Genomic DNA, 24513 nt, shown 5'->3' on the forward strand with positions numbered 1-24513 from the left:
CGACGGGACGGGCACTCCTCCGGTTCCTGCCGGTCAGTCCGCGGCTCCACCCAGGGGTGGCGGGGCCGAACGGTACCGGACCGGAGTCCTGGAGAAGCTCAACGGATTTCCGACCTGCGGCGTGGCGCTTCCCGGCACGGACACCACGGCGTCGAGGCCGAGACGCCGGGCGAACTCGAATGCCTCGGCGACGTCGTTGATGGGTCCGGCCGGAACACCCACGCGGGAGAGTTCGTCGTACCAGTGGTCGGCCCCGGCCGTGACGAGGATCGAGGTGATCTCGGCGCACAGTTCCTCGCGGTGTGCGACGCGCAGCGGGTTGCTGCGGAAGCGCGGATCGGTGGCCAGCTCCGGCGCGCCGATCGTCTCGGCGAGCCGGGTGAACTGCTTGTCGTTGCCCACCGCCAGCGCCAGCGGCCGGTCCTTGGTCGTGAACACCTCGTACGGGGCGATGCTGGGGTGCCGGTTTCCGAGGATGCCGGGCACCACCCCGGCACCGAGGTACGCCGACGCCTGATTGACGAGCGACGACAGGAGCGCGGAAAGAAGGTTGGTCTCGACGCGCTGCCCCTCGCCGGTGCGCTCCCGATGATGCAGAGCGGCGAGGATGCCGGCGAGGGCGTGCAGGCCGGTGAGCACGTCGACGACCGCGACACCCACCTTCGTCGGCGTACCGGCCTCGGGTCCGGTGATGCTCATGAGCCCACCGACGGCCTGCACGAGCAGGTCGTAGCCCGGCAGGGCCGCTCCGTCCCCGCTCCCGAACCCGGTGACGGAGCAGTAGATCAGCCCCGGGTTCACGTCGAGCAGCTCGTCGTAGCCCAGGCCGAGCCGCTCCATGGTGCCCGCCCGGAAGTTCTCGACCACGATGTCCGCGCGCGCCACGAGCCGGCGGGCCTCGGCGCGGCCGTCCTCCGACGCGAGGTCCAGGACCACGGAGGTCTTGTTGCGGTTCACCGAGTTGAAGTACGTGGCCGAGCCCTCGTCGTCGTAGGGCGGTCCCCACGCGCGGGTGTCGTCGCCGGTGCCGGGACGTTCGATCTTGACGACCTCGGCGCCCATGTCCGCGAGCATCATCGTGGCGTAGGGGCCGGCGAGGACCCGGGTGAAGTCGGCGACGACGATGCCGTCGAGTGCGCCCCTGCTCATGCGATCGGCCTCCCGCCGCGAAGGTAGACGGTCGTGGTGTGGGTGAAGAACTCCCGTGCGGCGCGGCCCTGTTCCTTCGGGCCGTACCCGCTCTTCTTCGCGCCGCCGAACGGGACGTGCGGGTCGGCGCCGGCGGATTCGGAGTTGATGTGCAGGATGCCCACGTCCAGGTCGTCGAGCGCCCCGAGGGCGCGGGTGAGGTCCTGGGTGAACACGGCCGCCGACAAGCCGTACTCGCTGTCGTCGGCGAGCGCGAACGCCGTCTCGGCGTCGGCCGCCCGGCACACGGCCAGCACGGGCCCGAACAGTTCCTCGCGCCACACGTCGAGCCGGGTGCCGGGCAGCTCGAGCACGGTGGGCGGCACGTAGAACCCGGCCGCCAGTTCACCGTCCTCGTAGGGCCGGCCCCCGCACAACACTCGGGCACCCTGGCGTACCGCCTCGTCGACCCCCGCCCGGATCGACGCCCGCGCCGCGGCGTCGACCACCGGACCCATGTGGACGTCCTCGTCCAGGGGGTTGCCGACGGTCCACTTCCCGATCCGGGCGACGAGTTCACCGACGAACTCGTCGGCGACGTCGTCGGTGACGATGAGCCGGGAGGTCGCCGTGCACTTCTGCCCCGACGACCGGAACGCGCCGAGCAGCACCTGTTCGGCGGCGAGATCGAGGTCCGCGTCGCCGAGCACCACCGCCGCGTTCTTGCCGCCCATCTCCGCCTGCACCGGCACCCCCCGGGCGGCTCCCGCCGCCGCGAGGCTCCGGCCCACCGCCGTGGAACCGGTGAAGGTCAGCGCGTCGACACCCGGATGGTCGGCGATGCCGGCGCCGACCGCCCGGCCACCGATGACGAGGTTGAGCACCCCCGGCGGCAGGCCGGCGTCGGCGAGGGCCTGCATCAGCCGCATGGCCAGCAGCGGCACGGTGCCCGCCGGCTTCCAGACCACGGTGTTGCCGTAGGTCAGTGCCGGGGCGATCTTCCAGGCGGGGATCGCGATGGGGAAGTTGAAGGGGGTGATGACCCCGACCACGCCGACGGGCTTGCGCGCGACCAGGATCTGCTCACCGCGGCGGGGGGAGGCGAACATCTCGCCGGCCTCCCGGTCGCCCTCGCCGCCGTAGAAGCGCAGGATCTGGGCCGCGCGGAGCACCTCGGCGACGCCTTCGCCCCGCGTCTTGCCCTCCTCCCGGGCAAGTTCCGCGCCCCACTGCGACGCGGACGATTCGACGACGGCAGCCGCCCGGGCGAGGACGGCACCGCGCTCGTGCGCCGGGGTTTTCGCCCATGGCCGGGCCGCGGCGCGCGCGGCGGCCACGGCCCGGTCGACGTCGTCGCCCGTGGCCGCACGACCGCGGGCCACGGTGACATCCGGCTCGGCGGGGCTGATGCTCGCCAGGGCCTCGGCCCCGCCGTCGAACCACTCGCCGTCGATGTAGTGCTGCAGCAGAACGGGTGTCGTCATCGTGTGTCCCTTCGACGCTTCGACGGTGCGGGTCAGCGGAATGCGGCGTGACCGGTCAGGGCGCGGCCGATCGAGAGCAGGTGCATCTCGCTGGTGCCCTCGTAGGTCAGCACCGACTCGAGGTTGTTGGCGTGCCGCAGCGGCGAGTACTCGAGGGTGATGCCGCTGGCGCCGAGAATGGTCCGGCATTCGCGGGCGATGGCCAATGCCTCGCGCACGTTGTTGAGCTTGCCGAGGCTGATCTGCTCGGGGGTGACACCGGACTCGTCCTTGAGGCGGCCGAGGTGCAGTGCGAGCAGGAAGCCCTTGCCGAGCTCGAGCGTCATGTCGGCCAGCTTCTCCTGGGTGAGCTGGTAGGCGGCGAGCGGGCGGTCGAAGACCTCCCGGGAGGCGGCGTAGTCCAACGCGGTCTCGAGGCTGTTCCGGGCCGCGCCGAGCGCGCCGAACACGATGCCGAAACGGGCCTCGTTGAGGCACGACAGGGGAGCCCCGAGGCCGCGGGCGAGGGGAAGCTCGGCCGAGCCCGGCAGGCGCACGTTGTCGAGGACCAGCTCGGAGGTCACCGAAGCCCGCAGCGACAGCTTGCGGTGAATCCTGTTGGCGGTGAAGCCGGGTGTGTCGGTGGGAACCAGGAACCCGCGGACACCCTCGTCGGTCTGGGCCCACACCGTGGCGACGTCCGCGAGATTGCCGTTGGTGATCCACATCTTGGTGCCGGTGAGGATCCAGTCCGAACCGTCCCGGCGGGCGCGGGTGCGCATTCCCGAAGGGTTGGACCCGAAGTCGGGTTCCGTCAGGCCGAAGCACCCGATGGCGTCTCCGGAGGCCAGGCGGGGCAGCCATTCCTGCTTCTGTTCGTCGGATCCGTAGCGGTGGATGGAGAACATCGACAGCGAACCCTGCACCGAGACGAAGCTGCGGAATCCGCTGTCGCCGGCCTCGAGTTCCAGGCAGGCCAGGCCGTAGCTGACGGCGTTGGTGCCGGCGCAGCCGTACCCGTCCAGGTGCATGCCGAGGACGCCGAGGGCGCCGAACTCCTTCGCCACTTCCTTGGGCAGCGTCGCGGATTCGAACCAGTCGCCGACCTCGGGGACGAGCCGGGTCTCGACGAAGCGGCGGACAGTGGCGGCGATGTCGCGTTCGTCGGCGTCGAGCAGTGTGTCGGCGCCGAGGAGTTCGAGCGGTCGCAGCGGACCGGTCGTGCGGGCGGGTGCGGTGGTGGTCATGTGCTGGTCCTCGCGGAGTAGGGAGCGGTGGTGGTCAGAGGGCGGCGAACGCGTCGCGCAGCACCGAGAACGCCTCGGTGAGCAGCTCGTCGGAGATCGACAGCGGCGGCAGGAAACGGAGCACGTTCCCGAACGTGCCGGCGGTCAGGGTGAGGACCCCGTGGGCCTGGCAGTACCGGACGATCTCCGCGACGGCCTCGCGGTTGGGAGTGGTCGTACCGGGCTCGACGAGTTCGACGGCGATCATGGCGCCGCGTCCGCGGACGTCGCCGACGACGGGGTGGTGGGTGCCGATGTCGCGCAGTTCCCGCAGCATCAGCGCGCCGATTTCCTGAGCCCGGTCGAGCAGATGCTCCGCTTCGATCGTCTCGAACACCCCGAGGGCCGCCGCGCACGCCGCGGGGTTGCCGCTGTAGGTGCCGCCGATGCCGCCCGGGTGGGCGCGGTCCATGATCTCGGCCCGGCCGGTGACGGCCGCGAGCGGAAGCCCGCCGGCGAGTCCCTTCGCCGTGACGATCAGATCCGGCACCAGGCCTTCGTGCTCGCAGGCGAACCATGCTCCGGTGCGGGCGATGCCGGTCTGCACCTCGTCGGCGACGACGAGGATGCCGCGGTCCCGGCAGAAATCGGCGACGCGGCGGAGGAATCCGTCGGCGGGGACGATGAACCCGCCTTCGCCCTGGATGGGTTCGACGACGACGCACGCCACCTGGTCCGCGCCGATCTGGGCGTCGACGAGCAGCCGGAACTGCTCGAACGCCTCGTCCGCGGCGCGGTCGGGCCCGCTCGGCCACCGGTAGGGGTAGGCCATCGGCGCGCGGTAGACCTCCGGGGCGAACGGACCGAAGGAGTGCTTGTAGGGCTGGTTCTTCGCCGTCATGGTCATCGTCATCAGCGTCCGGCCGTGGAAGGCGTGGTCGAACGTGACCACGGCGGAACGACCGGTCGCCGCGCGGGCGTACTTCACGGCGTTCTCGACGGCCTCGCTGCCGGTGTTGAACAGTGCCGTGCGCTTGGCGTGGGTTCCGGGGGTCAGCCGGTTGAGGACCTCGGCGACCTCGATGTACGGCTCGTACGGCGTGGCGAGGAAGCAGGTGTGGGTGAACTGCTGCAGCTGCGCGGTGGCACGTTCGACGACGCGCGGCGCGGAGTTGCCGACGGTGGTGACGGCGATGCCGGAACCGAGGTCGATGAAGGAGTTCCCGTCCACGTCGACGAGCACACCCCCGCCGCCCGCCGCCGCGTAGATCTCGGCGCCACTGGCCAGGCCCGCCGGCAGCGCGGCGGCGCGGCGCTGCGCCAGCTCGCGGGACCGGGGGCCCGGGATTTCCGTCACGATGCGGCGTGCCTGCTCGAGTCCGGGCCCGCCCCGTACGAGTTCCACTGCGGTCATGTCCTTCTCCCTCCGTCGGTTTCCTCGAACTGTAGGGGCGAGAACGCCGGTCACTTATGGACCGGAAGTACAAGTTCTGACGCATACATGGACATCGAGTACATGTCCGTCTCCAGGGGTCGCCCGCAGACTGGCGGCACACCACGGCCCACACCGGGTGATCGAAAGGACACGCCGATGACCACCGATACCGCCACCACGCATCGACACGAACCGCTGCCCACCGACGTCGCCGGGGCCGCGCGGCACCTCGCCGGGTCACGCGGGGAGCATCCGGCCCTCCTGTTCGTCGAGCGCGCTGCCCGCGACGGCGTCGCCGACGCCGTCATGAGGTGGCCGGGCCGCGATCCGTCGCTGTCCGACTCCGTCCACACCTTCGAACACTTCGGGCTGCGGATCGACGATCACGAACACCTGACGGGGGACGGCGAGGATCGCCGGGTGCATCGGTTCGCGTTCGTCACGCCCCCGGAGTGGGGGCCGGGTTCGCCTTGCCGGGTAGCGGCGGTCGTCGACGCCCATGCGCAGGGCCGCACCGTCGTCGACCGGTACGCCCGCCTCGCCGTCGTCGCCGATGTGGACGTGCGGGACATCGCCCTGGTCCGGGCCGCCGGCCGCTTCGCCCGCCAGGCCGGTCTGATCATGTCGGAGCGGTACATCGTCGATACCCTCTGCCGGCATCCAGGATTCGTCGAGGCCCTCGTCGCCTGCTTCGCCGCGCGCTTCGACCCGGACCGGCGCGACCGGGACGTCGCCGCCGAGCGGGCGGAGCGGGCGCTCGCCGCGCGGCGCGGTGCGGCGGAAAGCCTCGACGAGGACCGCATCCTGCGCAGCGCGGAGTCGTTCGTCACCGCCACCGTGCGCACCAACTGGTACCAGCGCGACGAACACGGCGCACCGAAATCGTACGGCGCATTCATGCTCGATTCCGGACGTCTCACCGATCCCGGGCCCGTCGTCCCCCACCGCGAGATCTTCGTCCACTCGGACGACATGGAGGGCATCCACGTGCGGAGCGGCACCGTCGCCCGTGGCGGTGTGCGATTCTCGGACCGCCCGGAGGACTACCGCACCGAGGTACTCGGCCTGATGAAGACCCAGGTGGTGAAGAACGCTCCCATCGTCCCCGTCGGCGCCAAGGGTGCGTTCGTGCGGCGAAACCCGGATGTCTCTCCGGCTCAGGCCTATTCGACGTTCATTCGGGGAATGCTCGATCTCGTCGACAATATCGTCGACGGGAAGATCGTGCACCCGGACCGTACGGTCGTCCACGGTGGGGACGACGGATATCTGGTGGTGGCCGCGGACAAGGGCACCGCAGCGTTCTCCGACCTGGCGAACTCCATCGCAGCGGAGTACGACTACTGGCTCGGCGACGCCTTCGCCTCCGGCGGATCCAGCGGATACGACCACAAGGCCATGGGCATCACCGCGCGCGGCGCGTGGGTCGCGGTTCGCGAGCACTTCGCCGACCTCGGCGTCGACGTGGACACCACCGAGGTGACGGCGGTGGGGATCGGAGACATGTCCGGCGACGTCTTCGGCAACGGGATGCTGCTCTCCCCGCACCTGCGCCTCGTCGGCGCCTTCGACCACCGGCACATCTTCCTCGACCCGGACCCGGACCCGGACCCGGCCCGCGCCTACGCGGAGCGCCGCCGGCTGTTCGAGCGTCCCGGATCGAGCTGGGACGATGTCGACCGCGACGTCCTCTCGCCCGGCGGAGGGGTGTGGCCTCGCTCCGCGAAGTCCGTCACCGTCCCGGAACCCGCACGGCGCCTGCTCGGTCTGCCGCACCCCACCACCACCCCGAGCGAGTTGATCAAGGCGCTGCTGACCGCACCGGTGGACCTGCTCTGGAACGGCGGCGTCGGCACCTACGTCAAGGCCACCTCCGAAAGTCACACGGATGCAGCCGATCCGGGTAACGACGACGTCCGCGTCGATGCCTCCCAGCTCCGCTGCCGCGTCGTCGGCGAGGGCGGCAACCTCGGTTTCACGCAGCGGGCACGCATCGAGTTCTCGGCGGCGGGCGGCCGCATCAACGCGGACTTCATCGACAACGCGGCCGGCGTCGCCACCTCCGACGCCGAGGTGAACCTGAAGATCGCCCTCGAATCCGCCCGGCGCAGCGGACGTCTGACACTCGAGGAACGCAACCGCCTGCTCGGCGACGCCCGTGACGAGGTGGCCCGCACCGTGTTGCGCACGAGCCGGGACCAGTCGGTGGCGCTCGGGCTCGCCGTCTCGCGCGCGGCCCGGCTCCTCGGCCGGCACGAGCGGCTCATCAGCCACCTCGAGACCGGTGACGGGATCCGCCGCAGCACCGAGGTACTGCCCACGGTGCAGGAGCTGGCCGCGCGGGCCGGGGCCGGCCGCGGGCTGACCAGGCCGGAGATCGCGGTGCTGCTCGCGCGGTCGAAGAACGTCGTGTGCCGGGACCTGCTCGAGTCGGATGTGCCCGACGACCCCGTCTTCGCCGACGTCGCCCAGGCGTACTTCCCCGAACGCATGCGCGGACTGCTGCAGGACGAGATCCGGGATCATCCCCTGCGCCGCGAGATCGTCGCGACCCGGATCGCCTCCGACCTCGTCGACCACGTCGGACCGGGGATGATCTATCAGCTCGAGGAACGACTCGGGGTGCGCACGCCGGCGGTCGCACGGGCGTACGCGGTGATCCGGGCGGTGTTCGACACCGACCGGTTGTGGGCCGAGGCGCGGGACCGCCCCGGTTCCGGCGCCGAACGCTGGGCGCGGCTCGGCACCGTGCAGAATTTCGTCGAGCATGCGGCCTCGTGGATCCTGCGGCTGCGGCCGTCGCCGCTCGACGTGAGCGCCGAGATCACCCGGCTGCGTGCCGGAGTGGAGGACCTGCTGAGCGACACCGGGGCGGACGGGGGGCCGGACTTCCGGCTACTCGGCGAGTACCCGGCCCTGGTCGACACGGCGTACACGCTGAACTGCCCGGCGCGCACCGTCGCCCGGGTGCACGCCGGCACGGGTTCGCTGCTGGGGCTCGACGGGACGTCGCCGGACCTGTCCGCCGGATCCCACACCTGGTGGGACAGCACGGCGATCGCCACGGTGCGGGACGAGCTCGCCGAACGCCACCACGCCCTCGTCGCCGCGATCCTGCGCCGGGACGGCACCCCGATCGCTCCGGCCGACGTCGACGAGGTCCTGGCGCGGTGGCAGCGGCGGGTCCCGGACGCGATCGCCCGGGTGACGCGCCTGACCACCGAACTGCGCGAGGACGGGCTCGTCGATCTGCCGCGGGCGTGCACGCTCGGCGCGGAACTGCGCCTGCTCGTGCGCGAGAGTCATTGAGTGTGGTGCCCTTTCGGATCGGGGGAGATCCGAAAGGGCACCACGGCGAGCCGCCACAGTGTCACGGCGGCGAGCCGCCACAGTGTCACGGCGGCGAGCCGCCTATATTTCGAGTTCGCCCATGCGGGACCACTCGACGCCGGGGATCTCGGTGTGGAGGATCCGCGGGGTCTCGCTCAGCGCCGGGCGCATGGCGTCGAGCCCCTTGCGGAAGTGGTCGGCACCGACGTGGGCGGCACCGGCCTCACCGTCGCGGAACGCCTCGACGAGCACGTACTCGGACGGGTCGTCCACGCTGCGCGACCATTCGAACCACAGATTGCCCGGTTCGGCCCGCGTCGACTCGGTGAATTCCTTTGTGAGGGGGAGCCAGTCGTCCCGGTATTCGGGACGGACCCGGAACCTGACCACGATGAAGATCATTGCGCACTCCGTTCCTGTCGAGCCGTGGTGGGCACGGCGGCGGCCGGTTGCCTCGGAGGGAAGCGACCGACGAGGCCCGGCCGCCGCCGAGACGATCCCCCGGCGATCAGTAGATGTTGGACGGGCGGACCATGCCCTCGGCCAGGTCCCCGAAGCCGGGCGCGTGGATCGCCCCGGGGTTGCCGAAGACCTCCTCCACGATCGCGGTCTCGGTGGTGATGAGCAGCGCCGCGATGGACGCGGCGCTCTCGAGCGCGGCGCGGGTGACCTTGAACGGATCGACGACGCCCTCGTCGAACATGTCGCCGTACTTGCCGGAGAGCGCGTTGAACCCGTGTCCCGACGGCAGCCCCGCGACGACCTCCACGACCTCGTCGCCGTCGAAGCCGGCGTTGACCGCGATCCACCGGAGCGGCTCGGGCAGGGCACGCCGCACCACGTCGCGGCCGATGCCTTCGTCGCCGGGCAGGTCGAGGTCGGCCAGCGCCCGGTGCGCCTGCCCCAGGGCGGTGCCGCCCCCGGCGACGATGCCGTCCTCGAGGGCGGCCCGGGTGGCGGCCAGGGCGTCCTCGACGCGCAGCATGCGTTCCTTGAGTTCGACGCTGGTGGCGCCGCCGACGCGGATGACGGCGACCCGCCCGGTGAGCCGGGCGATGCGCAGCTGGAGGCTGTCCTGGTCGGCGTCGATCCGGGCCCGTCCGAGCTGCGCCTCGAGCTGCGCGATCCGCGCGTCGAGGAGACTCTGATCGCCGTGGCCGCCGACGATCGTCGTCTCGTTCTCGGTGACGGTGATGCGGTCGCAGGAACCGAGGTGCTCGGCCGTCACCTCGGACAGTTCGACGCCGGTGTCCTTGGCGACGACGTGCCCGCCCAGCGCGACCGCGAGGTCCTGCAGCTCGGCGACGCGCCGGTGCCCGAAGCCGGGCGCCCGCACGACGACGGACTGCATGGTGTTGTGCATGTTGCCGCCGACGAGGAGCTGCAGGGCGGGGCCGTCGACGTCCTCGGCCAGCACGACGAGGGGCCGATCGGCGCGCTTGGCCGCCTCGATGCTCGGCATGATCTCCTGCACCTGGGTGATCTTCTTGTTGGTCAACAGGATCAGCGGATTCTCGTGGACCGCTTCCATGCGTTCGGGGTTGGTCACCATGTAGCCGGAAATGTAGCCGTGGTCGAATTCGATGCCGTCGACGACGCTCACCGACATCCCGAGGGTCTCGCTCTCCTCGGTGGTGACGATGCCGGACCTGCCCACGTGGGAGACCGCCTCGGCGATGGCCTCGCCGATGGCCTCGTCGTCGCTCGCGGCGAGGGTCGCGATGCGCTCGAGATCCTTGCGTCCGTCGACCTGCACCGACCGGTCCCGCAGTGCCTCGACGACGACGGGAACGGTGCGTTCGATGCCGCGCCGCACCCGCATGGGATTGGCACCGGCGTCGACGGCCCGCATCCCCTCGCGGACCATGGCCTGCGCCAGCACGGTCGCGGTCGTGGTGCCGTCACCGACGACGCCGTTGGTCTTCATCGCCACTTCCTTGACCAGCTGCGCGCCCATGTTGGCGAACGGGTCCCGCAGCTGGATCTCGCGGGCGATCGTGACACCGTCGTTGGTGATGGTGGGTGGGCCGGTCAGCTTCTCGAGCACCGCGTTGCGGCCCTTGGGGCCGAGGGTCACCTTGACCGCGTCGGCGAGCGCGTTGACCCCGTACTCGAGAAGGAGGCGTGCCTCCTGGTTGAACCGCAGATCCTTGGCCATGGCTGGACTTCCTTTCGTGCTGACTGTGCGGGGTGCGGTTCAGGGGACGAGGATCGCGCGGCCGCGGACCCGTCCCGCGTCGAGGTCGTCGATCGCCTGCTGGAACTGCTCGAGCGGATATTTCGTGGTGTGCAGCGTGACTTTTCCCTGGGCGGCGAGGGCCATGAGCTCCTGCAGGTCGTTGTAGGAGCCGACGAGATTGCCGATGAAGTTGATCTCGGTGGAGATCACGTCGATCGTGGGGACGTCGATGTTCTCGCCGTATCCGACCACGTAGTAGTTGCCGGCGCGGCGCAGCATCGCGACGCCGTCCCTCGTGGCGCCGCCCTCGCCGACGAAGTCCACGACGGCCTCGGCGCCGCGGCCGCCGGTCAGCTCGAGCACCTGCTGCACGTGGGTGCCGTCGGCGACGATGCCGTGGTCGGCACCGATCCCGACGGCCAGCGCGACGGCGGCCGGGTTGCGGTCCACCACGATCAGGGTCGCCGCGGAGACCGCCTTCAGGACCTGGATGCCGATGTGGCCGAGGCCGCCCGCGCCGATCATGACGCACACGTCGCCCGGTCGCGTCGCCCGCGCGGCCTTGGCGACCGCGTGGTAGGCCGTGAGCCCGGCGTCGGCGAGGGCTGCGACGTCGGACGGCTCGAGCGAGTCGTCGATCCGGACCACGCTGCGCGCGGTGGTGCGCAGGTACTCGGCGTAGCCACCGTTGGTGTCGATGCCGGGGAACCGGCTGTTCTCGCAGTGCACGTCGTCGCCGAACCGGCACGCGCGGCAGAGTCCGCACGTGATGAGGGGGTGGAGGATGACCTTGTCGCCGACGGCGACGTTGGTGACGGCGTCGCCGACGGCGTGGACCCAGCCGGCGTTCTCGTGGCCGATCGTGTACGGCAGGACGACGCCGCTCTTCTCGGCCCACTGCCCCTCGAGGATGTGGATGTCGGTGCGGCACACGCCCGCTCCGCCGATGCGGACGACGACGTCGAGCGGGCCCTCGATCTTCGGCTCGGGGATCTCCTCGAGCTGGAGCTTGGTGTGGTACCCCACCACCTGCACGGCCTTCATGACACTCTCCTGACGATTGCGGAACAACTGGTTCGGATGTCGGCGACCCGGGGTGTTGCCGATCCGCCGTCGCTGTCGGCGTACCGGGTCGCGAGCAGCCCGCGGCAGAAGTGTGCGTTCCCCTCCATGGAGATCCGCACGGACTTGGCGAACCGCAGCCGCATCGGTACCGCCTCACGGGGGATCGGCCGCCCGTCGTCGTCGACGAACACCCGGCTGGCCGGGCACAGGCTCAGGCCGATGTCGAGCCGCCGGCGTATCAGGGCCGCCTTCTGCCGGCCGGGCGGGATGTCGCTCAGCGTCAGCGACGGGATGTCGTCGACGGTGAGCTCCGAGTGCTTCAGCAGGTTCTCGAGGCAGCGTTCCAGGGCGGCGAGGTGCGCCTTGCGCCGGAACGTGCGCCGCAACTCGTCGAGGTTCTCCTCCGCCTCGGAGCCGAAGGTGCCCCGGTAGCCGGCGTCGGCGGCGAGCCCGCGGTTGATCTTGCCGCTGTCGTGGTGGTCGTCGAGGAGGATCCGCACGTGCCCGATGTCCTCGATCGCCCGCAGGGCGTCCTGCGCGTCGGATGCCATGAGGTAGGCGAAGTTCGGCGAACAGAACGCGGTGGGCAGCCGCAGGTGCACGGTCACCCCGTCGTCGTCGAGGACCACCGACCGCACGAAGCCGAGATCGGTGATCGGTTCGTCCAGTTCGGGATCGACCACGGTGCCGAGCGCGGCGAGCACGTCGCTGCCCGACACCGGAGCCGCGGTCACGACGACACCGCCTGCTGGGCTCCCGCGGCGACCTCGACCCCCTCCTGTCCGGCCGGCTCGGGCAGCCGCAGGTGTTCCGGGACGTCGATGTCGTAGAGCGCCGCGGCGTTGAGGCCGAGGATCTTCTTCTTCTGTTCGACGGTGATCGGCGCGTATTCGGTCATGTCCTCCGGGATCTGGAAGTCCACGAACTTCTCGATCAGCCACTTCGGGGTCCACAGCGCGTAGTCGCTGGCGAACAGGATCTTGTCCTCGCCGAGCCAGTAGAGCAATTCGCCGATGATCTGGGCGAAGTACCGGGGACGGGTGTGGATGAACGGCATCGCCACGGCCAGACCGCCGTACACGTTGGACTCCTGGGTGGCGATCCAGCAGAAGTCCTCGAGCCGGGGCAGGCCCACGTGTTCGACGACGAAGCGCAGGTCGAGGTAGTCGGTGGCGACCTTGTCCACGTCGGCGACGTCGAAGGCGTCGCGGTCCAGCGGCCGGATGGTGGGGCCCTTGTGCACGTGGATGTTCTTGATCCCCAGCTCGATGCACTCCTCGAGGTAGCGCCTCGACCACGGGTCGTCGAGCTTGTATCCGCGGGAGTCGCCGTGCCATTCGGCGGTGTAGAGCTTGACGCCCTGGAGGTTCATCCGTTCGGCGTCCCGGCGCAGCTGTTCGAGGCCGGCCTCCCCGTGGCGGGGATCGTAGGCATGGTTGTACGTGAGCTTGTCGGGGTGCTTGCGGGTGAGCCCGAACGCCTCCTCGGTCTGCCCGAACCCGTTGCGGTAGAAGTCGCTCAACAGGGTGGCCTGGAAGATCGCGTGGTCCACGTGACCGTCCACGAACAGGTCCTTCATGAGGCGTTCGCCGCCGTAGTAGGTGTAGGTGTCGTAGTCCCACACCTCCTCCTCGGGGCTGAGGTTCTTGTGGTAGTCGTAGAAGCAGTCGATGAACTGCCGCCCGTGCACGTTCTTCTGGTTCGACTCGCGGCCGTCCCAGATGTGCACGTGCCCGTCCACGATGAAGTACTGCTGCCCGTCCTTCTCGTACATCGCTTCCCTCGTTCTGTCGTGTGCCGGTGGTGGATCGGGAGCCGTCCGGGCCCGGTCTGCGGGCCCGGACGGCCGCGGTCAGTGCGCCGTGAGATCGAATCCGATGTACTCGGCGGCGTCCTCGGGACTGGCGAAGAGCATGGTCTTGTCATCGAGGTGCACCATGCGCCCGTAGTGGGTGGAGCTGATCTCCTCGAAGACGGAGCCGTCGAAGTCGGAGCCGAGAGCGTCGGTGAGTTCCTCGTAGTCGAACTCGAGGCGGTTGACGCCGTCGACGCGGATCATCGACGGGTACTCCGTCAGCTGCACGCCGTCCTTGGCGCCCATGACCTCGGCGACCACGCGGCCGATCGGGGTGTTCATCAGGGTGACGCCACACATGTTGGAGAACTCGGTGGCCGATCCGAATTGCATGCTCACTTGTCCAGCTCCTTCGCGATGTCGAGCCCGATGTCCTCGAGCAGGGAACGGAACTTCGCCTCGGCCGCCTCGAGGCTGGAGGCGAAGGTGACCGCCTTGTCGGCCGGCTGCGACCAGATCGGCTGCAGGGCGCGCGCGGCGTCGAGGCAGCGCGGCACCCAGGTCGCCAGCCAGGTCCCGAACAGCTCCCTGTTCGATTCGCCGAACTGCTCGTCGCGGGTGAGCAGCCGGAAGAGGTTGCGCGTGTACGCGAGATCCCGGTCGTAGTCGTGCTCACCGGTGCCGACGATCGTCGGCGTGATGTAGTCGCCGTTGCGGGCGGCGATCTGCATGACCAGTTCGCTGCGGAACAGCGAGCCGACAAGCTGCTCGAAGACGATGTTGGTGGCGAAGAGCAGCTCGCACCAGTCCGGCACCGCGGTGAGCCGTTCGACGACCTCGCGGGTGGGCTGCCATTCGGGCGCCGACTGCCAGACCTCCTTGTGGGCGGCCCCGTCGAACGGTATCCCGGCCTCGGACAAGTCGAGGTTGAACAGCGCGAGGTCCTGCGCGAACCGCATCTTGTGTGCCGCGTTGACCGCCACCGCGGTGTTGATCATGTTCGTGGGCCCGGACCGCTGGATGGAGGTGAACACGTGCAGCGCCAGGCCGTTCTCGGCGTGCATCCAGGCGCCGAGGTTGCGCTCGATGAACTTCAGCCACGGCGTGTTCCAGCCGTCGTAGGCGCGGGCGCGCTTGGCGTTCTGCAGGCACAGATCGACCTGGCGCACGACCGCCGCGTTGTTGCGGTAGATCGTCTGGTCCCACTCCTCGTTCGGGTCGAGGAAGGCGTGCCAGTTCGACGACTTCGCGGCCGTCCATTCCTTCGGGTATCCGCCCGGTCCGTCGCCGAAGCCGTAGATCCAGCCCTGCGACAGGTGCCGCTCGGGATCGGGCTGCACGTCGACGGTGACGTCCTCGTACATCGTCGACCGCTTCTTGGCCGGCGTGTAGTAGGTGAAGGTGCGGCTGCGGGAGCTGGGAAAGTCCAGCGCGCCGGCTTCGGAGTCGGTGAACTCGATCTTCGGGAAGCTACGGTGCTTGGAGTCGGTAGATGCGGTCATCTCGTTTCTCACTTCTGTCGGTGAAGGAGCAGGGTGGTTTCCTACGGCGCCTACTCGAAGGCGGGGCTGGTGAACTTGTCGTAGAAGATCTGGTCTTTCGGGGTGTTGTGCACCTCGAGCAATTCCAGGGCTGCATCGACCATGGGGGGTGGCCCGCACAGGTAGACCTCGCTCCGATGGATGTCCGGCTCGCGGCGGTCCACGATGTCGGTGACGTTGCCTTCCTCGACCTCCGGGAGTCCGGACGGCACCGGCTCCGCCGACTCCGAGAGGCAGGGCACGAACACGAAGTCCGTCAGGGTCTTTCCCAGTTCGAGGATCTCTTCGAGGTAGAACAGATCCGCCGGCGTGCGGGCACCGTAGTAGAACCGGACGGGCCGGGTGCTGCCGGTCTCGCTCATGTGCCGCAGGAGCGAGAGGATCGGGGCCATGCCGGCGCCGCCGCCGATGAAGACCACCGGCAGGACGTGACCGTCCTTGAGGGTGAAGGATCCGTACGGTCCGGTCAGGGTGATCTCGTCGCCCACCGAGATGCCGTCCTCGAGCAAGCCGGCGAACTTGCCACCGGGGTACTTCTTGATGAGGAACTCGACATGTCCCGGCGTCGATCGGGTCGTCGCCATGGAGAAGGACCTATGTTCCTCGGTTCCCGGTATCTGCAGGTCGGAGTACTGACCAGGTTTGAACTCGTACTCCGTGGGTTCGACGGGCTGCAGTTGCAGCGACACAATGTCCTTGGTCATCGGCTCGATCGCGGTGATCCGGGTGCGCACTTCTTGAATGGGGATACCACCCAGGAGTTCGTCCTCGTCGAAATTGAGCAGTTCGATGGTGCAGTCGCTGTATGCAGTCGAGCGGCAGAGCAGTACGTGCCCCTCGTCGGTCTCGGCGTCGTTGCAGGCGAACGTCGAATAGTCCTCCATCTGGATGTCGCCGTCGAGGACAAAAGATTTGCAGGCCGAGCAACGCCCCTCGCGGCAGCCGTGCATCAGATGGATGCCCTGCCGGAAGGCGGCGTCGAGGATGTACTCGTCCTCGCCGACTTCCATCTCGATGTCGACGGGCTCGAAATTGATGCGGTGCTTGTCGGCCACGGGGGTGTCTCCTGGGCTCGTGGAATGAATGGTGAGGCGGTGGGTGGCGCCGGAGTGGCCGCGGCGCCACCCACCGAGCCTGAATCAGGCAGGAACTGCGCCGCCGGCGCGGTACGCGGCGATGTGGGCGTCGCGTTCTGCGTCGGACATCTGGTTCAGCAACACGTTCGGGCTCTGGAAGGTGTTGCCCCGCACGTCGTCGAGGGTCCACATCTTCTTCGGGTCGAGGTCGAGGTGCGGCTGACCGACGAGGGTCTTGCCGTCGTCGCGCACGTACCCGAGGTCCTGCACGATGTCGGCGAGATCCTTGTCGTGGTGCAGGGTCTCCCATTCACGGAAACCGGTGAGGCGGCCCATGTTCGGGGTGGGACGTCCCTCGTACTCGCTGCGGAACGCGACGGCGTCGGTCCAGTAGCAGGTCTCCGAGCAGTAGGTCCGCCACTGGTCGTCCACCTTCTCCACGACCATGTCCTCGCGGATGAGGGCGGGCACCATGCACGTCCAGCAGCGGTGCGGGTACTGGTATCCCACCTCCTCGAACGCGATCGGCTTGTTGCGGCCGGGGTAGGCGAGGCGGTTGTAGTTCTCCCACCACTTGCCGTACTTGGAATACCAGCCCGGGTACTTGTGCTCGAACCACTCGAAGTCCGCGTCGGTCATGGCGTCGATCCGCCAGTAGTTCACCGGCCAGCCCGTCGCGAAGAACCGGGCCACCTCGTGGACGTAGCCCTTCTCGGTGATGCGCTTCCACGCCTCCTCGACGAGGTCGTGCGGAATGGTCAGCCCGTACTTCTCGAGCGGGATGAGGTAGCTGCGGTAGTAGTCGTCGTAGATCCACCGCCGCCACATCTCGGCGTAGCTCTCGCGATCCTTGCGGCGGTCCTTGGTGCCGTACTCGATGAAGGTGCCGATCGCGGCGTCGACCACGCAGTGGTTGTTCCACCACGCGTAGCGCAGGTCCCGCTCGAGCAGCGGCCGGTTCCGCTCGTCGGCCAGCGCCATGAGCAGGATCGAGTAGCCGTTGGAGATGTGCCGCGACTCGTCGGACTGCACCGAATGGAACACGGTGGGCAGCAGGTAGTCGCCGTTGGCGGCCGCCTCGTCGGGCATCGCCACGAACAGGGTGTTCGTGAAGGCCGTCTCCGCGACCACGGTCAGGTAGATGTTGGCCGCGGTGATCGCGTCACCGGTGATGAAGCCCTCCCCGAACTGCCGGCCGATGGTGCCCGCGTAGTTGTTCGCGAACGCCTTCTCGGTCATGTCGAACCCGGCGGGGTCGATGTAGTTGTTCATGTAGAGCTTCTTGAGGTTCATCTGGATCGTCGAGTGACGAACCTCGTCGATCATCTGCACGGCGAGCCCGTTGTGGATCTCGGGGTTGGGCACCGCGTCGATGGCCATCGGCATCGCGCGGGCCGCCGAGATCTCCGGGAACGGGATGATCGAGAGGAACAGCTTCTGCCACTCCAGCCAGCGCTGCTGGACCTGCCGGAACATGTTCCCGCGGATGGCGCCGTCCATCGCGCCGTAGACCCGGTTGTCCTTCTCCTCCTCCATGGGGAAGTAGGACCGCATGATCTGCTTGAGAGGGTCCTTCTTGGGGGCCTTCTCGAACGTGTAGTCGGTGCCGAAGCGGGTGGCCGGCGTCGCGAACGTCGGTTCCCACGACAGCTCGGTGATCTTCGCATGGGCCTTGGTCAGGCTCTGCCTACTCAATGTGCGCCTCCTGGATCGGGAGCCGGCTCGGTGCCAGCCGTGGACGGTGGGGTGTGGATGCAGATACAACCCGCGGGCGCCACCCCGATCTGTCTCAATGTGAGACGCAGGTCACATTCGGCACAATTACCCTTGTGGACGCAGGGCCCGATGAGAATGTCCCCGTGACAACTCCAGACGACCGGGAGACCGAGGTGGGTGAATTCAGCCGAAGCAGTTCCCAGGACCACACGTCACTCCGGGAGGCACGCGAGGCGTTCCACTCGGCCGATCAGGCCGCGGACGATCCCGGCGACCGCCGGGTCCGGAACTGGCTGCGGGTCTCGTGGCTGCGGTCTCGGGCGGCGAAGGTCGACGTGGACCGCCCGAGCGCCGGCTACGTCGAACCGCTCCCGGTCGACACCGTCCTCACCCGCGCGGCCCGCCCGGTGCTGTCCGCGCTGTCGGCGGAGATCGAGAACGAGCCGGTGTCCCTGATCCTCACCGACGCCAAGGGCACCGTGCTCAGCCGCTACGGCGGCGACCGCGGCCTGCTGACCGCCCTGGACCGGGTCGACCTCGCTCCCGGCTTCCGCTACGCCGAGTCCCAGGTGGGGACCAACGGCATCGGGACCGCGCTCGAGGTCGGTGCACCCCTGCTGATCCGGGGGGACGAGCACTACAGCGGGCACCTGCGGTTGTTCTCCTGCGCCGGGGCCCTGGTGACGCACCCGATCACCGGGACACTCCTCGGCGTCGTGGACCTGACCACCAAGACCGAGAACACGAACTCGCTGCTGTTGTCCTTCGCCAAGCTGGCCGCCACCCGCATCAGGGAACGGATCCTCGAGGAGGCCAACGAACTGGACCGGGCCCTCCTGCACGACTACCACGCGGCCTGCCAGCATTCGGGTCGCCCGGTCATCGCCGTCGGCGACGAGGTCCTGATGATGAACGCCCAGACCCAGCAGCAGTTCGACTCACGCGACCAGGCCGCGATCATCGACCGGACCCGCGACGCCCGCGGGCGGGCCGAACCGTTCACGATGCTCGCCGACCTGCCGAGCGGGATCACGGCGCGGCTGTCCTACCAGCCGACCTTCGTCGAGGACAGGCTCGCGGGCGGGGTCGTGCGGATCAAGGAGCAACTCGCCCGGACCCGGAGCCCGCGCGCCGCGAAGCAGCCGGCGTTGCGCGCGCTGGCCGGTCGCAGCGCGCAGTGGCAGCACACCGTCCACGGCGTCGTCGAGGCCTGCCGGCGACGGGAATGGCTCGTGCTCGACGGCGAGCCCGGAGTCGGCAAGACCGCGCTGATCCGGGCCGCGCACGAGCACGTCCGGAGCGACCGCGGCCTCGCGGTGCTCGACGCGGCCGCGGTCGACGGCGGGGAGCTGCTGGAGCAGGCGTCGGCTACGCTCGAGGGCGGCTCCGACCTGGCGGTGCTGCACGCCCATGCGCTCGGCGACGACGATCTCGCCGGTCTCGGCCAGCTCCTGCAGACCGTCACGCCGGACACCCTTCCGGACGACCCGTGGGTGGCGCTGACCATGCAACCCCCGCAGGAGGAGAGCGACACCCACTCCCTGCTCCGACTCTTTCCGAAGACGCTCTCCGTTCCCCCGCTGCGCCATCATCTCGAGGACGTCCCCGAGCTGGTGCGCTTCCTCCTCGACGCCGCCGGCGCCACCGACCTCACGCTCTCGCCGGCCGCGGCGAACCAGCTCATGCGACTGTCGTGGCAGGGGAACGTGACCCACCTGCGCAGCGTCCTCGAGGAGACCTGCCGGCGCCGGCGCTCGGGGACCGTCGAGATCGGCGACCTGCCCGCCGAGTGCCGGGCGACGACCCGCCGGAACCTGACCCGGCTCGAGTCCCTCGAGCGGGACGCGATCGTGGACGCACTGGCCCTGCACGGAGGCGACAAGGCGGCGGCCGCGAAGGCGCTCGGCATGTCGCGGGCGACGATCTACCGCAAGATCCGCGAGTTCGGCATCACCCTCTGATTCCGAATATCAAGTGCCCGTGTCAAATTGAGACACCGGGACACCGCTCCTCAGGAAACACTGCTGAGCGCAGAGACGTTCGCCCCGCCAGCCTGGGGTGACCAGACAGGAGTGATCGATGACCGACCACAACGGACTCACCACCGCCGCCGGCGCGCCGGTGCCGGACAACCAGAACAGTCTCACGGCCGGGGCGCGCGGACCCATGCTGCTCCAGGACGTGTGGTTCCTCGAGAAGCTCGCGCACTTCGACCGCGAGGTCATCCCCGAACGACGGATGCATGCAAAGGGTTCCGGAGCATTCGGCACCTTCCGCGTCACGCACGACATCACCCGGCACACCAGGGCCGCAGTGTTCTCCGCCGTGGGCAAGCAGACCGAGGTGTTCGTCCGGTTCTCCACGGTCGCGGGGGAGCGCGGTGCCGCCGACGCCGAACGCGACATCCGCGGCTTCGCCGTCCGCTTCTACACCGAGGAGGGCAACTGGGACGTCGTCGGCAACAACACGCCGGTGTTCTTCTTCCGCGACCCGCTCAAGTTCCCCGACCTCAATCACGCCGTGAAGCGGGACCCCCGGACCAATCTTCGCGATCCCGAGAACAACTGGGACTTCTGGACCAACCTGCCGGAGGCACTGCACCAGGTCACGATCGTCATGTCCGACCGCGGCATCCCCGACGGGTACCGGCACATGCACGGATTCGGCTCGCACACCTTCTCGTTCGTCGATGCCGAGGGCACCCGTTCGTGGGTGAAGTTCCACTTCCGCACCCAGCAGGGCATCAGGAACCTCACCGACGAGGAGGCCGCGGCCGTGATCGCCGGCGACCGCGAATCCGCCCAGCGGGACCTGTACGAGGCGATCGAATCCGGCAACCACCCGAAGTGGACACTGTACGTGCAGATCATGCCCGAGGCCGACGCGGCGACGTACCGGTACCACCCCTTCGACCTGACCAAGGTGTGGTCCAAGAAGGACTACCCGCTCATCGAGGTCGGCGAGCTGGAACTGAACCGCAATCCGGACAACTACCACGCCGACGTCGAACAGGCCGCCTTCTCCCCGGCGAACATCGTTCCCGGCATCGGGTTCTCACCCGACCGGATGCTCCAGGGCCGGCTGTTCTCGTACGGGGACGCCGCGCGCTACCGGCTCGGCGTGAACCACCACCAGATCCCGGTGAACTGCCCCCGGGCCGCCGCGCACGTGAACTCCTTCCACCGCGACGGCGCGATGCGCGTGGACGGCAACCAGGGCAGCGTCCCGAGCATCGAACCGAACTCGTACGGCCGCTTCCGGGAGCAGCCCGAGTACGCCGAACCGCCGCTCGCGGTGGGCGCGGTCGCGGACCGGTTCGACCATCGGGCGGACGACGAGAACTATTTCGAGCAGCCGGGAATCCTGTTCCGCGGCATGTCCGCCGAGCAGCAGACCGTGCTGTTCGAGAACACCGCGCGTGCCATCACAGGGGCATCGGCGGCGACGATCGAGCGGCACATCGCCAACTGCACCCAGGCCGATCCGGCCTACGGCGAGGGAGTTCGCAAGGCCTGCGAGGCACTCGGCGCGCTGTGAGTCCCGTGGTGTCCCCCGGCCCCGTGCGGGTGCGGGGGACACCGCCTCACCCCAGCCAGTCCAGTACCGCGGCGGCGGTCCACGACTGCTGCATGCTGCCGAGCGGCTCGCCGGTGAACGGCTCGTAGTACTCGGCGAACGAGCCGTCGCTGGCCTGCCGCAGACCCTCCGCTCGCAGCAGGTGAGCGCGCTCCGCCCACCCGCGGCGGGCGAACGTCCACGAGAACAGCCACGTCATCACCGGCCACACCGGCCCGCGCCAGTACTCGCGCGGACGGAAATCCCGGGAGACGGGGGAGGTGGACGGCGGCACCGCGTAGCGCAGGTCGGGGTGGCCGCAGAACTTCGGGCCCTCGAAGGTGCGCAGCAGGGCCCGTTCGGTGCCGCGGGGCAGGCCACCGCACAACAACGGCGCGAACATCGCGAGCGTGTCGGTGGCCATCCAGCGGCCGCTGCGCAGGTCGAAGTCCTTGGCGGCGCCGGTGCGCGGATCGGTGGTGTCGAGCACGCCGCGGCGGAACCGGTCGGCGTACTCGTGCAGCTCGCGGACGTCGGCGTTCGGGCGCGAATGCTCCTCCCCGATGACGGCGAGCACGTCGCACGCGAGGGCGAACACGGCACTGACGAACACGTCCTCGACGGCGAAGCTCATGGCCGTGGCCAGGGCGTCGTCGTCGTAGCGCACTTCCTTCATCTCCTCGAGCAGCCACAGGTAGCGGGCGTACTCGGCGTCCGTCGGCCGCTGACTCGGGTCGCCGACGTGGGCGAGGTCCTCGCGCCGGAACGTCGGCACCGCGCCGGCGACGACGTTCGCGTAGGCCGCGTCCCACCGGGGCGAGTTGTCCATGCCCGATTCCCAACCGTGGTAGAGCGCGATGCGGCCGTTGCCGTCGAGGTCCCGGGCGCGGGCCAGCCACCGGTGCCAGCGCACCAGGTCGGGCCAGCGGCGGTCGAGGAACTCCTCGGCGACGGCGCGGGTGCTGCGGCCGTGCCGGCGGCTGTGGTCGAGGATGCGCTGCACCGCGATGGCGTGCACGGGCGGCTGGGTGATGCCCGACGTCTGCGGGCCCAGTGGCGCGGCGGCGGCGAGATCGGTACAGGCCCAGCGCGCCGGACCCGGAAAGTAACCGTCCACCCCGCTCGCGAACACGATGTGCGGGATCATGCCGTTGCGCCACTGCGCCGAGAGCAGGGTGTCGAGTTCGACGACGGCCCGCTCGACGCTCAACGGGGCCAGCCCCACCGCGACGAACGCCGCGTCCCAGCTCCACATGTGCGGATACAGCTTCGGGGCGGCACTGGTCATCGTGCCGAGGTCGTTACCGCGCAGCAGGTAGGCAGCCCGCGCGGCGAGCTGGGTGTGGGTGAATCCGCGGTCCGGCATCGCATCATTGTGCGACCGTCCCGGCGTGGGCGCGCGCCGAGGGGCAGGTGGACCGCCCGTCGCGGGGTGCCGGAAATCGGACATCTTCACGCGTCCCGACCGTTGTTTCTGTCCGAAACGGCGCATCGATCGGTGCCGACGCCCACCAACCTTCCCGCACGAGACCTACGGTGGGATCCGGAAACCGTCCCGCGGACCCGAGGAGTATCGGCAGATGAGGATCACCGGCGCAGTCCTGGAGGAGATCGGCCGGCCGCGGCCGTTCGCCGAGTCGAAACCGATCAACGTGTCCGAACTCGAGCTCGACGCGCCGGGACCGACCGAGCTGCTGGTAAAGATCGAGGCGGCCGGGGTGTGCCACTCCGATCTGAGCGTCGTGGACGGCAACCGGGTCCGCCCCGTACCGATGCTGCTCGGGCACGAGGCGGCCGGCCGCATCGTCGAGGTGGGCTCCTCCGTCGACGACTTCCGGGTGGGGCAGCGGGTGGTCATGTCGTTCCTGCCGAGATGCGAGGCGTGCGACAGCTGCGCGGAGGACGGCCGGCTGCCCTGCACGACCGGGTCCGCCACCAACAACGCCGGGGAACTGCTGCACGGCGGCCGTCGCCTGCACCGCGACGGCCACCCGGTGCACCACCACCTCGGGGTCTCGGGTTTCGCGACGCACGCGGTGATCGACCGCGCGTCGGCCGTCGCGGTCGACGACGACGTGCCGCCCGACGTCGCCGCGGTGCTCGGCTGTGCCGTGCTCACCGGCGGGGGCGCCGTTCTCAATGCGGCCCGGCCGCGGCCGCAGGACAGCGTCGCGATCGTCGGCCTCGGCGGGGTCGGCATGGCCGCCCTCCTCACGGCCGTCGCGCAGGGCGTCTCGCGCATCGTCGCGATCGACACCCTCGACGACAAGCTCACCCGCGCCCGCGAGCTGGGAGCACACGAAACCTACACGCCGGCCGAGGCGGTGGAGCGGGGCGTCAAGGCCCGGTACGTCATCGAGTGTGCCGGCAGTGCACGGGCGTTCGAGACCGCGTTCGGTCTCACGGCGCCCGGCGGCACGACCGTGACGGTCGGCCTGCCCGCGCCGACCGCGACGGCGGCGATCTCCCCGTTGACGGTGACCGCGGAGGCACGCACGATCGTCGGCAGCTACCTCGGTTCGGCCGTGCCGCGCCGCGACATCCCCCAGTACGCGCGGATGTGGCGGGAGGGCCGGCTCCCGGTGGAGGAACTGATCTCCGCACGGATCCCCCTGTCGCGCATCAACGAGGCCATGGACCAGCTCGCCGACGGGCTGGCCGTGCGTCAGGTCATCATCTTCGACGACTGACGGTAAGAGGCCGGGTGCCGGTCGGTCCGGGACCAAGGTCCCGGACCGGATATCTTGCGGGAAGTGGTTTTCCGGACGGCCGAGCGACCCGTCGAGCGGCACGGGACGAGGTGCCCGGCCGACCCGGCCACTCGGTCCCTCGCTGGGCGCCGGAGTGCTCCGGCCGATGGGCACAGTCGGCGGGAGACTTTGGGCCCTTTCTCCGAGTCCTCGGTCCCGCCGACGGCGACAGAGTCGAGGGAGCGCTCCCGGTCCCGCCGGTGTGCGGTCGGTGCCCGCACCGCCCGGCTCGCCTGCGCGCGCGCATGTCCACA

The 24513-nt window shown here is 69.6% G+C and carries 18 protein-coding genes; 4 read left to right on the forward strand and 14 right to left on the reverse strand.

Annotation, left to right across the window (positions count from 1 at the left end; all coding sequences use genetic code 11):
- Positions 1–33 precede the first annotated feature (33 nt).
- The 4 genes from HFP48_RS27610 to gabT are packed head-to-tail and all read right to left on the reverse strand — an operon-like array spanning position 34 to position 5231.
- Positions 34–1149: a CoA transferase gene (locus HFP48_RS27610; protein WP_006932154.1), complete on the reverse strand. Its 1116-nt coding sequence runs from the start codon at positions 1147–1149 to the stop codon at positions 34–36.
- Positions 1146–2612, reverse strand: coding sequence for an aldehyde dehydrogenase family protein (locus tag HFP48_RS27615; protein WP_168580456.1), 1467 nt, complete (start codon positions 2610–2612; stop codon positions 1146–1148). The genes HFP48_RS27610 and HFP48_RS27615 overlap by 4 nt, the downstream gene beginning before the upstream one ends.
- 32 nt (positions 2613–2644) lie before the next feature.
- Positions 2645–3838 carry an acyl-CoA dehydrogenase family protein gene (locus HFP48_RS27620; RefSeq protein ID WP_006932150.1) on the reverse strand — a complete coding sequence of 398 codons (1194 nt, stop codon included), beginning with the start codon at positions 3836–3838 and terminating at the stop codon, positions 2645–2647.
- Between the two features lie 34 nt (positions 3839–3872).
- Positions 3873–5231 carry a 4-aminobutyrate--2-oxoglutarate transaminase gene (gene gabT / locus HFP48_RS27625; protein ID WP_029546739.1) on the reverse strand — a complete coding sequence of 453 codons (1359 nt, stop codon included), beginning with the start codon at positions 5229–5231 and terminating at the stop codon, positions 3873–3875.
- A 177-nt stretch (positions 5232–5408) separates the two neighbouring features.
- Between gabT and HFP48_RS27630 the strand changes: the two genes are divergently transcribed.
- The gene (locus HFP48_RS27630) at positions 5409–8561 is read left to right on the forward strand and encodes an NAD-glutamate dehydrogenase domain-containing protein (RefSeq protein WP_168580457.1); all 3153 of its coding nucleotides are present in this window, start codon (positions 5409–5411) and stop codon (positions 8559–8561) included.
- Positions 8562–8663: 102 nt separating this feature from the next.
- Here HFP48_RS27630 and HFP48_RS27635 read toward each other — a convergent pair whose 3' ends face one another.
- The 9 genes from HFP48_RS27635 to HFP48_RS27675 form a co-directional block, all read right to left on the reverse strand.
- Positions 8664–8984, reverse strand: a complete 321-nt coding sequence (locus HFP48_RS27635) for a putative quinol monooxygenase (protein WP_168580458.1) — start codon at positions 8982–8984, stop codon at positions 8664–8666.
- A gap of 106 nt (positions 8985–9090) precedes the next feature.
- Complete coding sequence (gene groL / locus HFP48_RS27640) at positions 9091–10740, reverse strand: chaperonin GroEL (protein WP_050036196.1); 1650 nt, start codon at positions 10738–10740, stop codon at positions 9091–9093.
- A gap of 39 nt (positions 10741–10779) precedes the next feature.
- Positions 10780–11805: an NAD(P)-dependent alcohol dehydrogenase gene (locus tag HFP48_RS27645; RefSeq protein WP_029546743.1), complete on the reverse strand. Its 1026-nt coding sequence runs from the start codon at positions 11803–11805 to the stop codon at positions 10780–10782.
- Entirely contained in the window at positions 11802–12560 is a 759-nt protein-coding gene (locus HFP48_RS27650; RefSeq protein WP_072636731.1) for an iron-sulfur cluster assembly protein, read from the reverse strand. The genes HFP48_RS27645 and HFP48_RS27650 overlap by 4 nt, the downstream gene beginning before the upstream one ends.
- Positions 12557–13600, reverse strand: coding sequence for an amidohydrolase family protein (locus tag HFP48_RS27655; RefSeq protein WP_100056432.1), 1044 nt, complete (start codon positions 13598–13600; stop codon positions 12557–12559). The genes HFP48_RS27650 and HFP48_RS27655 overlap by 4 nt, the downstream gene beginning before the upstream one ends.
- 78 nt (positions 13601–13678) lie before the next feature.
- Positions 13679–14020 (reverse strand): propane 2-monooxygenase effector subunit MimD, encoded by a 342-nt coding sequence (mimD, locus tag HFP48_RS27660; RefSeq protein WP_029546745.1) that lies wholly within the window; start codon positions 14018–14020, stop codon positions 13679–13681.
- Positions 14017–15123 carry an aromatic/alkene monooxygenase hydroxylase subunit beta gene (locus HFP48_RS27665; protein WP_029546746.1) on the reverse strand — a complete coding sequence of 369 codons (1107 nt, stop codon included), beginning with the start codon at positions 15121–15123 and terminating at the stop codon, positions 14017–14019. The genes mimD and HFP48_RS27665 overlap by 4 nt, the downstream gene beginning before the upstream one ends.
- Before the next feature lie 50 nt (positions 15124–15173).
- Positions 15174–16217, reverse strand: coding sequence for an FAD-binding oxidoreductase (locus HFP48_RS27670; RefSeq protein ID WP_043801009.1), 1044 nt, complete (start codon positions 16215–16217; stop codon positions 15174–15176).
- 84 nt (positions 16218–16301) lie between these two features.
- Entirely contained in the window at positions 16302–17933 is a 1632-nt protein-coding gene (locus HFP48_RS27675; RefSeq protein ID WP_029546748.1) for a methane monooxygenase, read from the reverse strand.
- 164 nt (positions 17934–18097) lie between these two features.
- Between HFP48_RS27675 and HFP48_RS27680 the strand changes: the two genes are divergently transcribed.
- Positions 18098–19915, forward strand: a complete 1818-nt coding sequence (locus tag HFP48_RS27680) for a helix-turn-helix domain-containing protein (protein WP_029546749.1) — start codon at positions 18098–18100, stop codon at positions 19913–19915.
- 118 nt (positions 19916–20033) lie between these two features.
- Entirely contained in the window at positions 20034–21491 is a 1458-nt protein-coding gene (locus HFP48_RS27685) for a catalase (protein ID WP_006932116.1), read from the forward strand.
- 46 nt (positions 21492–21537) lie between these two features.
- On the opposite strand, the gene HFP48_RS27690 is transcribed toward HFP48_RS27685, so the two are convergent.
- A complete protein-coding gene (locus HFP48_RS27690; RefSeq protein ID WP_006932115.1) occupies positions 21538–22875 on the reverse strand; it encodes a hypothetical protein in 1338 nt (445 codons plus the stop codon).
- Between the two features lie 214 nt (positions 22876–23089).
- Between HFP48_RS27690 and HFP48_RS27695 the strand changes: the two genes are divergently transcribed.
- Complete coding sequence (locus tag HFP48_RS27695) at positions 23090–24199, forward strand: alcohol dehydrogenase catalytic domain-containing protein (protein WP_168580459.1); 1110 nt, start codon at positions 23090–23092, stop codon at positions 24197–24199.
- The last annotated feature ends 314 nt before the right edge of the window (positions 24200–24513 follow it).

It is taken from the genome of Rhodococcus sp. DMU1 (assembly GCF_012272955.1).
Classification (GTDB): Bacteria; Actinomycetota; Actinomycetes; order Mycobacteriales; family Mycobacteriaceae; genus Rhodococcus; species Rhodococcus aetherivorans.

Excerpts from the sequence above, each read along its gene's own strand:
- HFP48_RS27610 (WP_006932154.1), bottom strand. The coding sequence starts at position 1,149 with ATGAGCAGGGGCGCACTCGACGGCATCGTCGTCGCCGACTTCACCCGG.
- HFP48_RS27615 (WP_168580456.1), bottom strand. The coding sequence starts at position 2,612 with ATGACGACACCCGTTCTGCTGCAGCACTACATCGACGGCGAGTGGTTC.
- HFP48_RS27620 (WP_006932150.1), bottom strand. The coding sequence starts at position 3,838 with ATGACCACCACCGCACCCGCCCGCACGACCGGTCCGCTGCGACCGCTC.
- gabT (WP_029546739.1), bottom strand. The coding sequence starts at position 5,231 with ATGACCGCAGTGGAACTCGTACGGGGCGGGCCCGGACTCGAGCAGGCA.
- HFP48_RS27630 (WP_168580457.1), top strand. The coding sequence starts at position 5,409 with ATGACCACCGATACCGCCACCACGCATCGACACGAACCGCTGCCCACC.
- HFP48_RS27635 (WP_168580458.1), bottom strand. The coding sequence starts at position 8,984 with ATGATCTTCATCGTGGTCAGGTTCCGGGTCCGTCCCGAATACCGGGAC.
- groL (WP_050036196.1), bottom strand. The coding sequence starts at position 10,740 with ATGGCCAAGGATCTGCGGTTCAACCAGGAGGCACGCCTCCTTCTCGAG.
- HFP48_RS27645 (WP_029546743.1), bottom strand. The coding sequence starts at position 11,805 with ATGAAGGCCGTGCAGGTGGTGGGGTACCACACCAAGCTCCAGCTCGAG.
- HFP48_RS27655 (WP_100056432.1), bottom strand. The coding sequence starts at position 13,600 with ATGTACGAGAAGGACGGGCAGCAGTACTTCATCGTGGACGGGCACGTG.
- HFP48_RS27665 (WP_029546746.1), bottom strand. The coding sequence starts at position 15,123 with ATGACCGCATCTACCGACTCCAAGCACCGTAGCTTCCCGAAGATCGAG.
- HFP48_RS27685 (WP_006932116.1), top strand. The coding sequence starts at position 20,034 with ATGACCGACCACAACGGACTCACCACCGCCGCCGGCGCGCCGGTGCCG.
- HFP48_RS27690 (WP_006932115.1), bottom strand. The coding sequence starts at position 22,875 with ATGCCGGACCGCGGATTCACCCACACCCAGCTCGCCGCGCGGGCTGCC.
- HFP48_RS27695 (WP_168580459.1), top strand. The coding sequence starts at position 23,090 with ATGAGGATCACCGGCGCAGTCCTGGAGGAGATCGGCCGGCCGCGGCCG.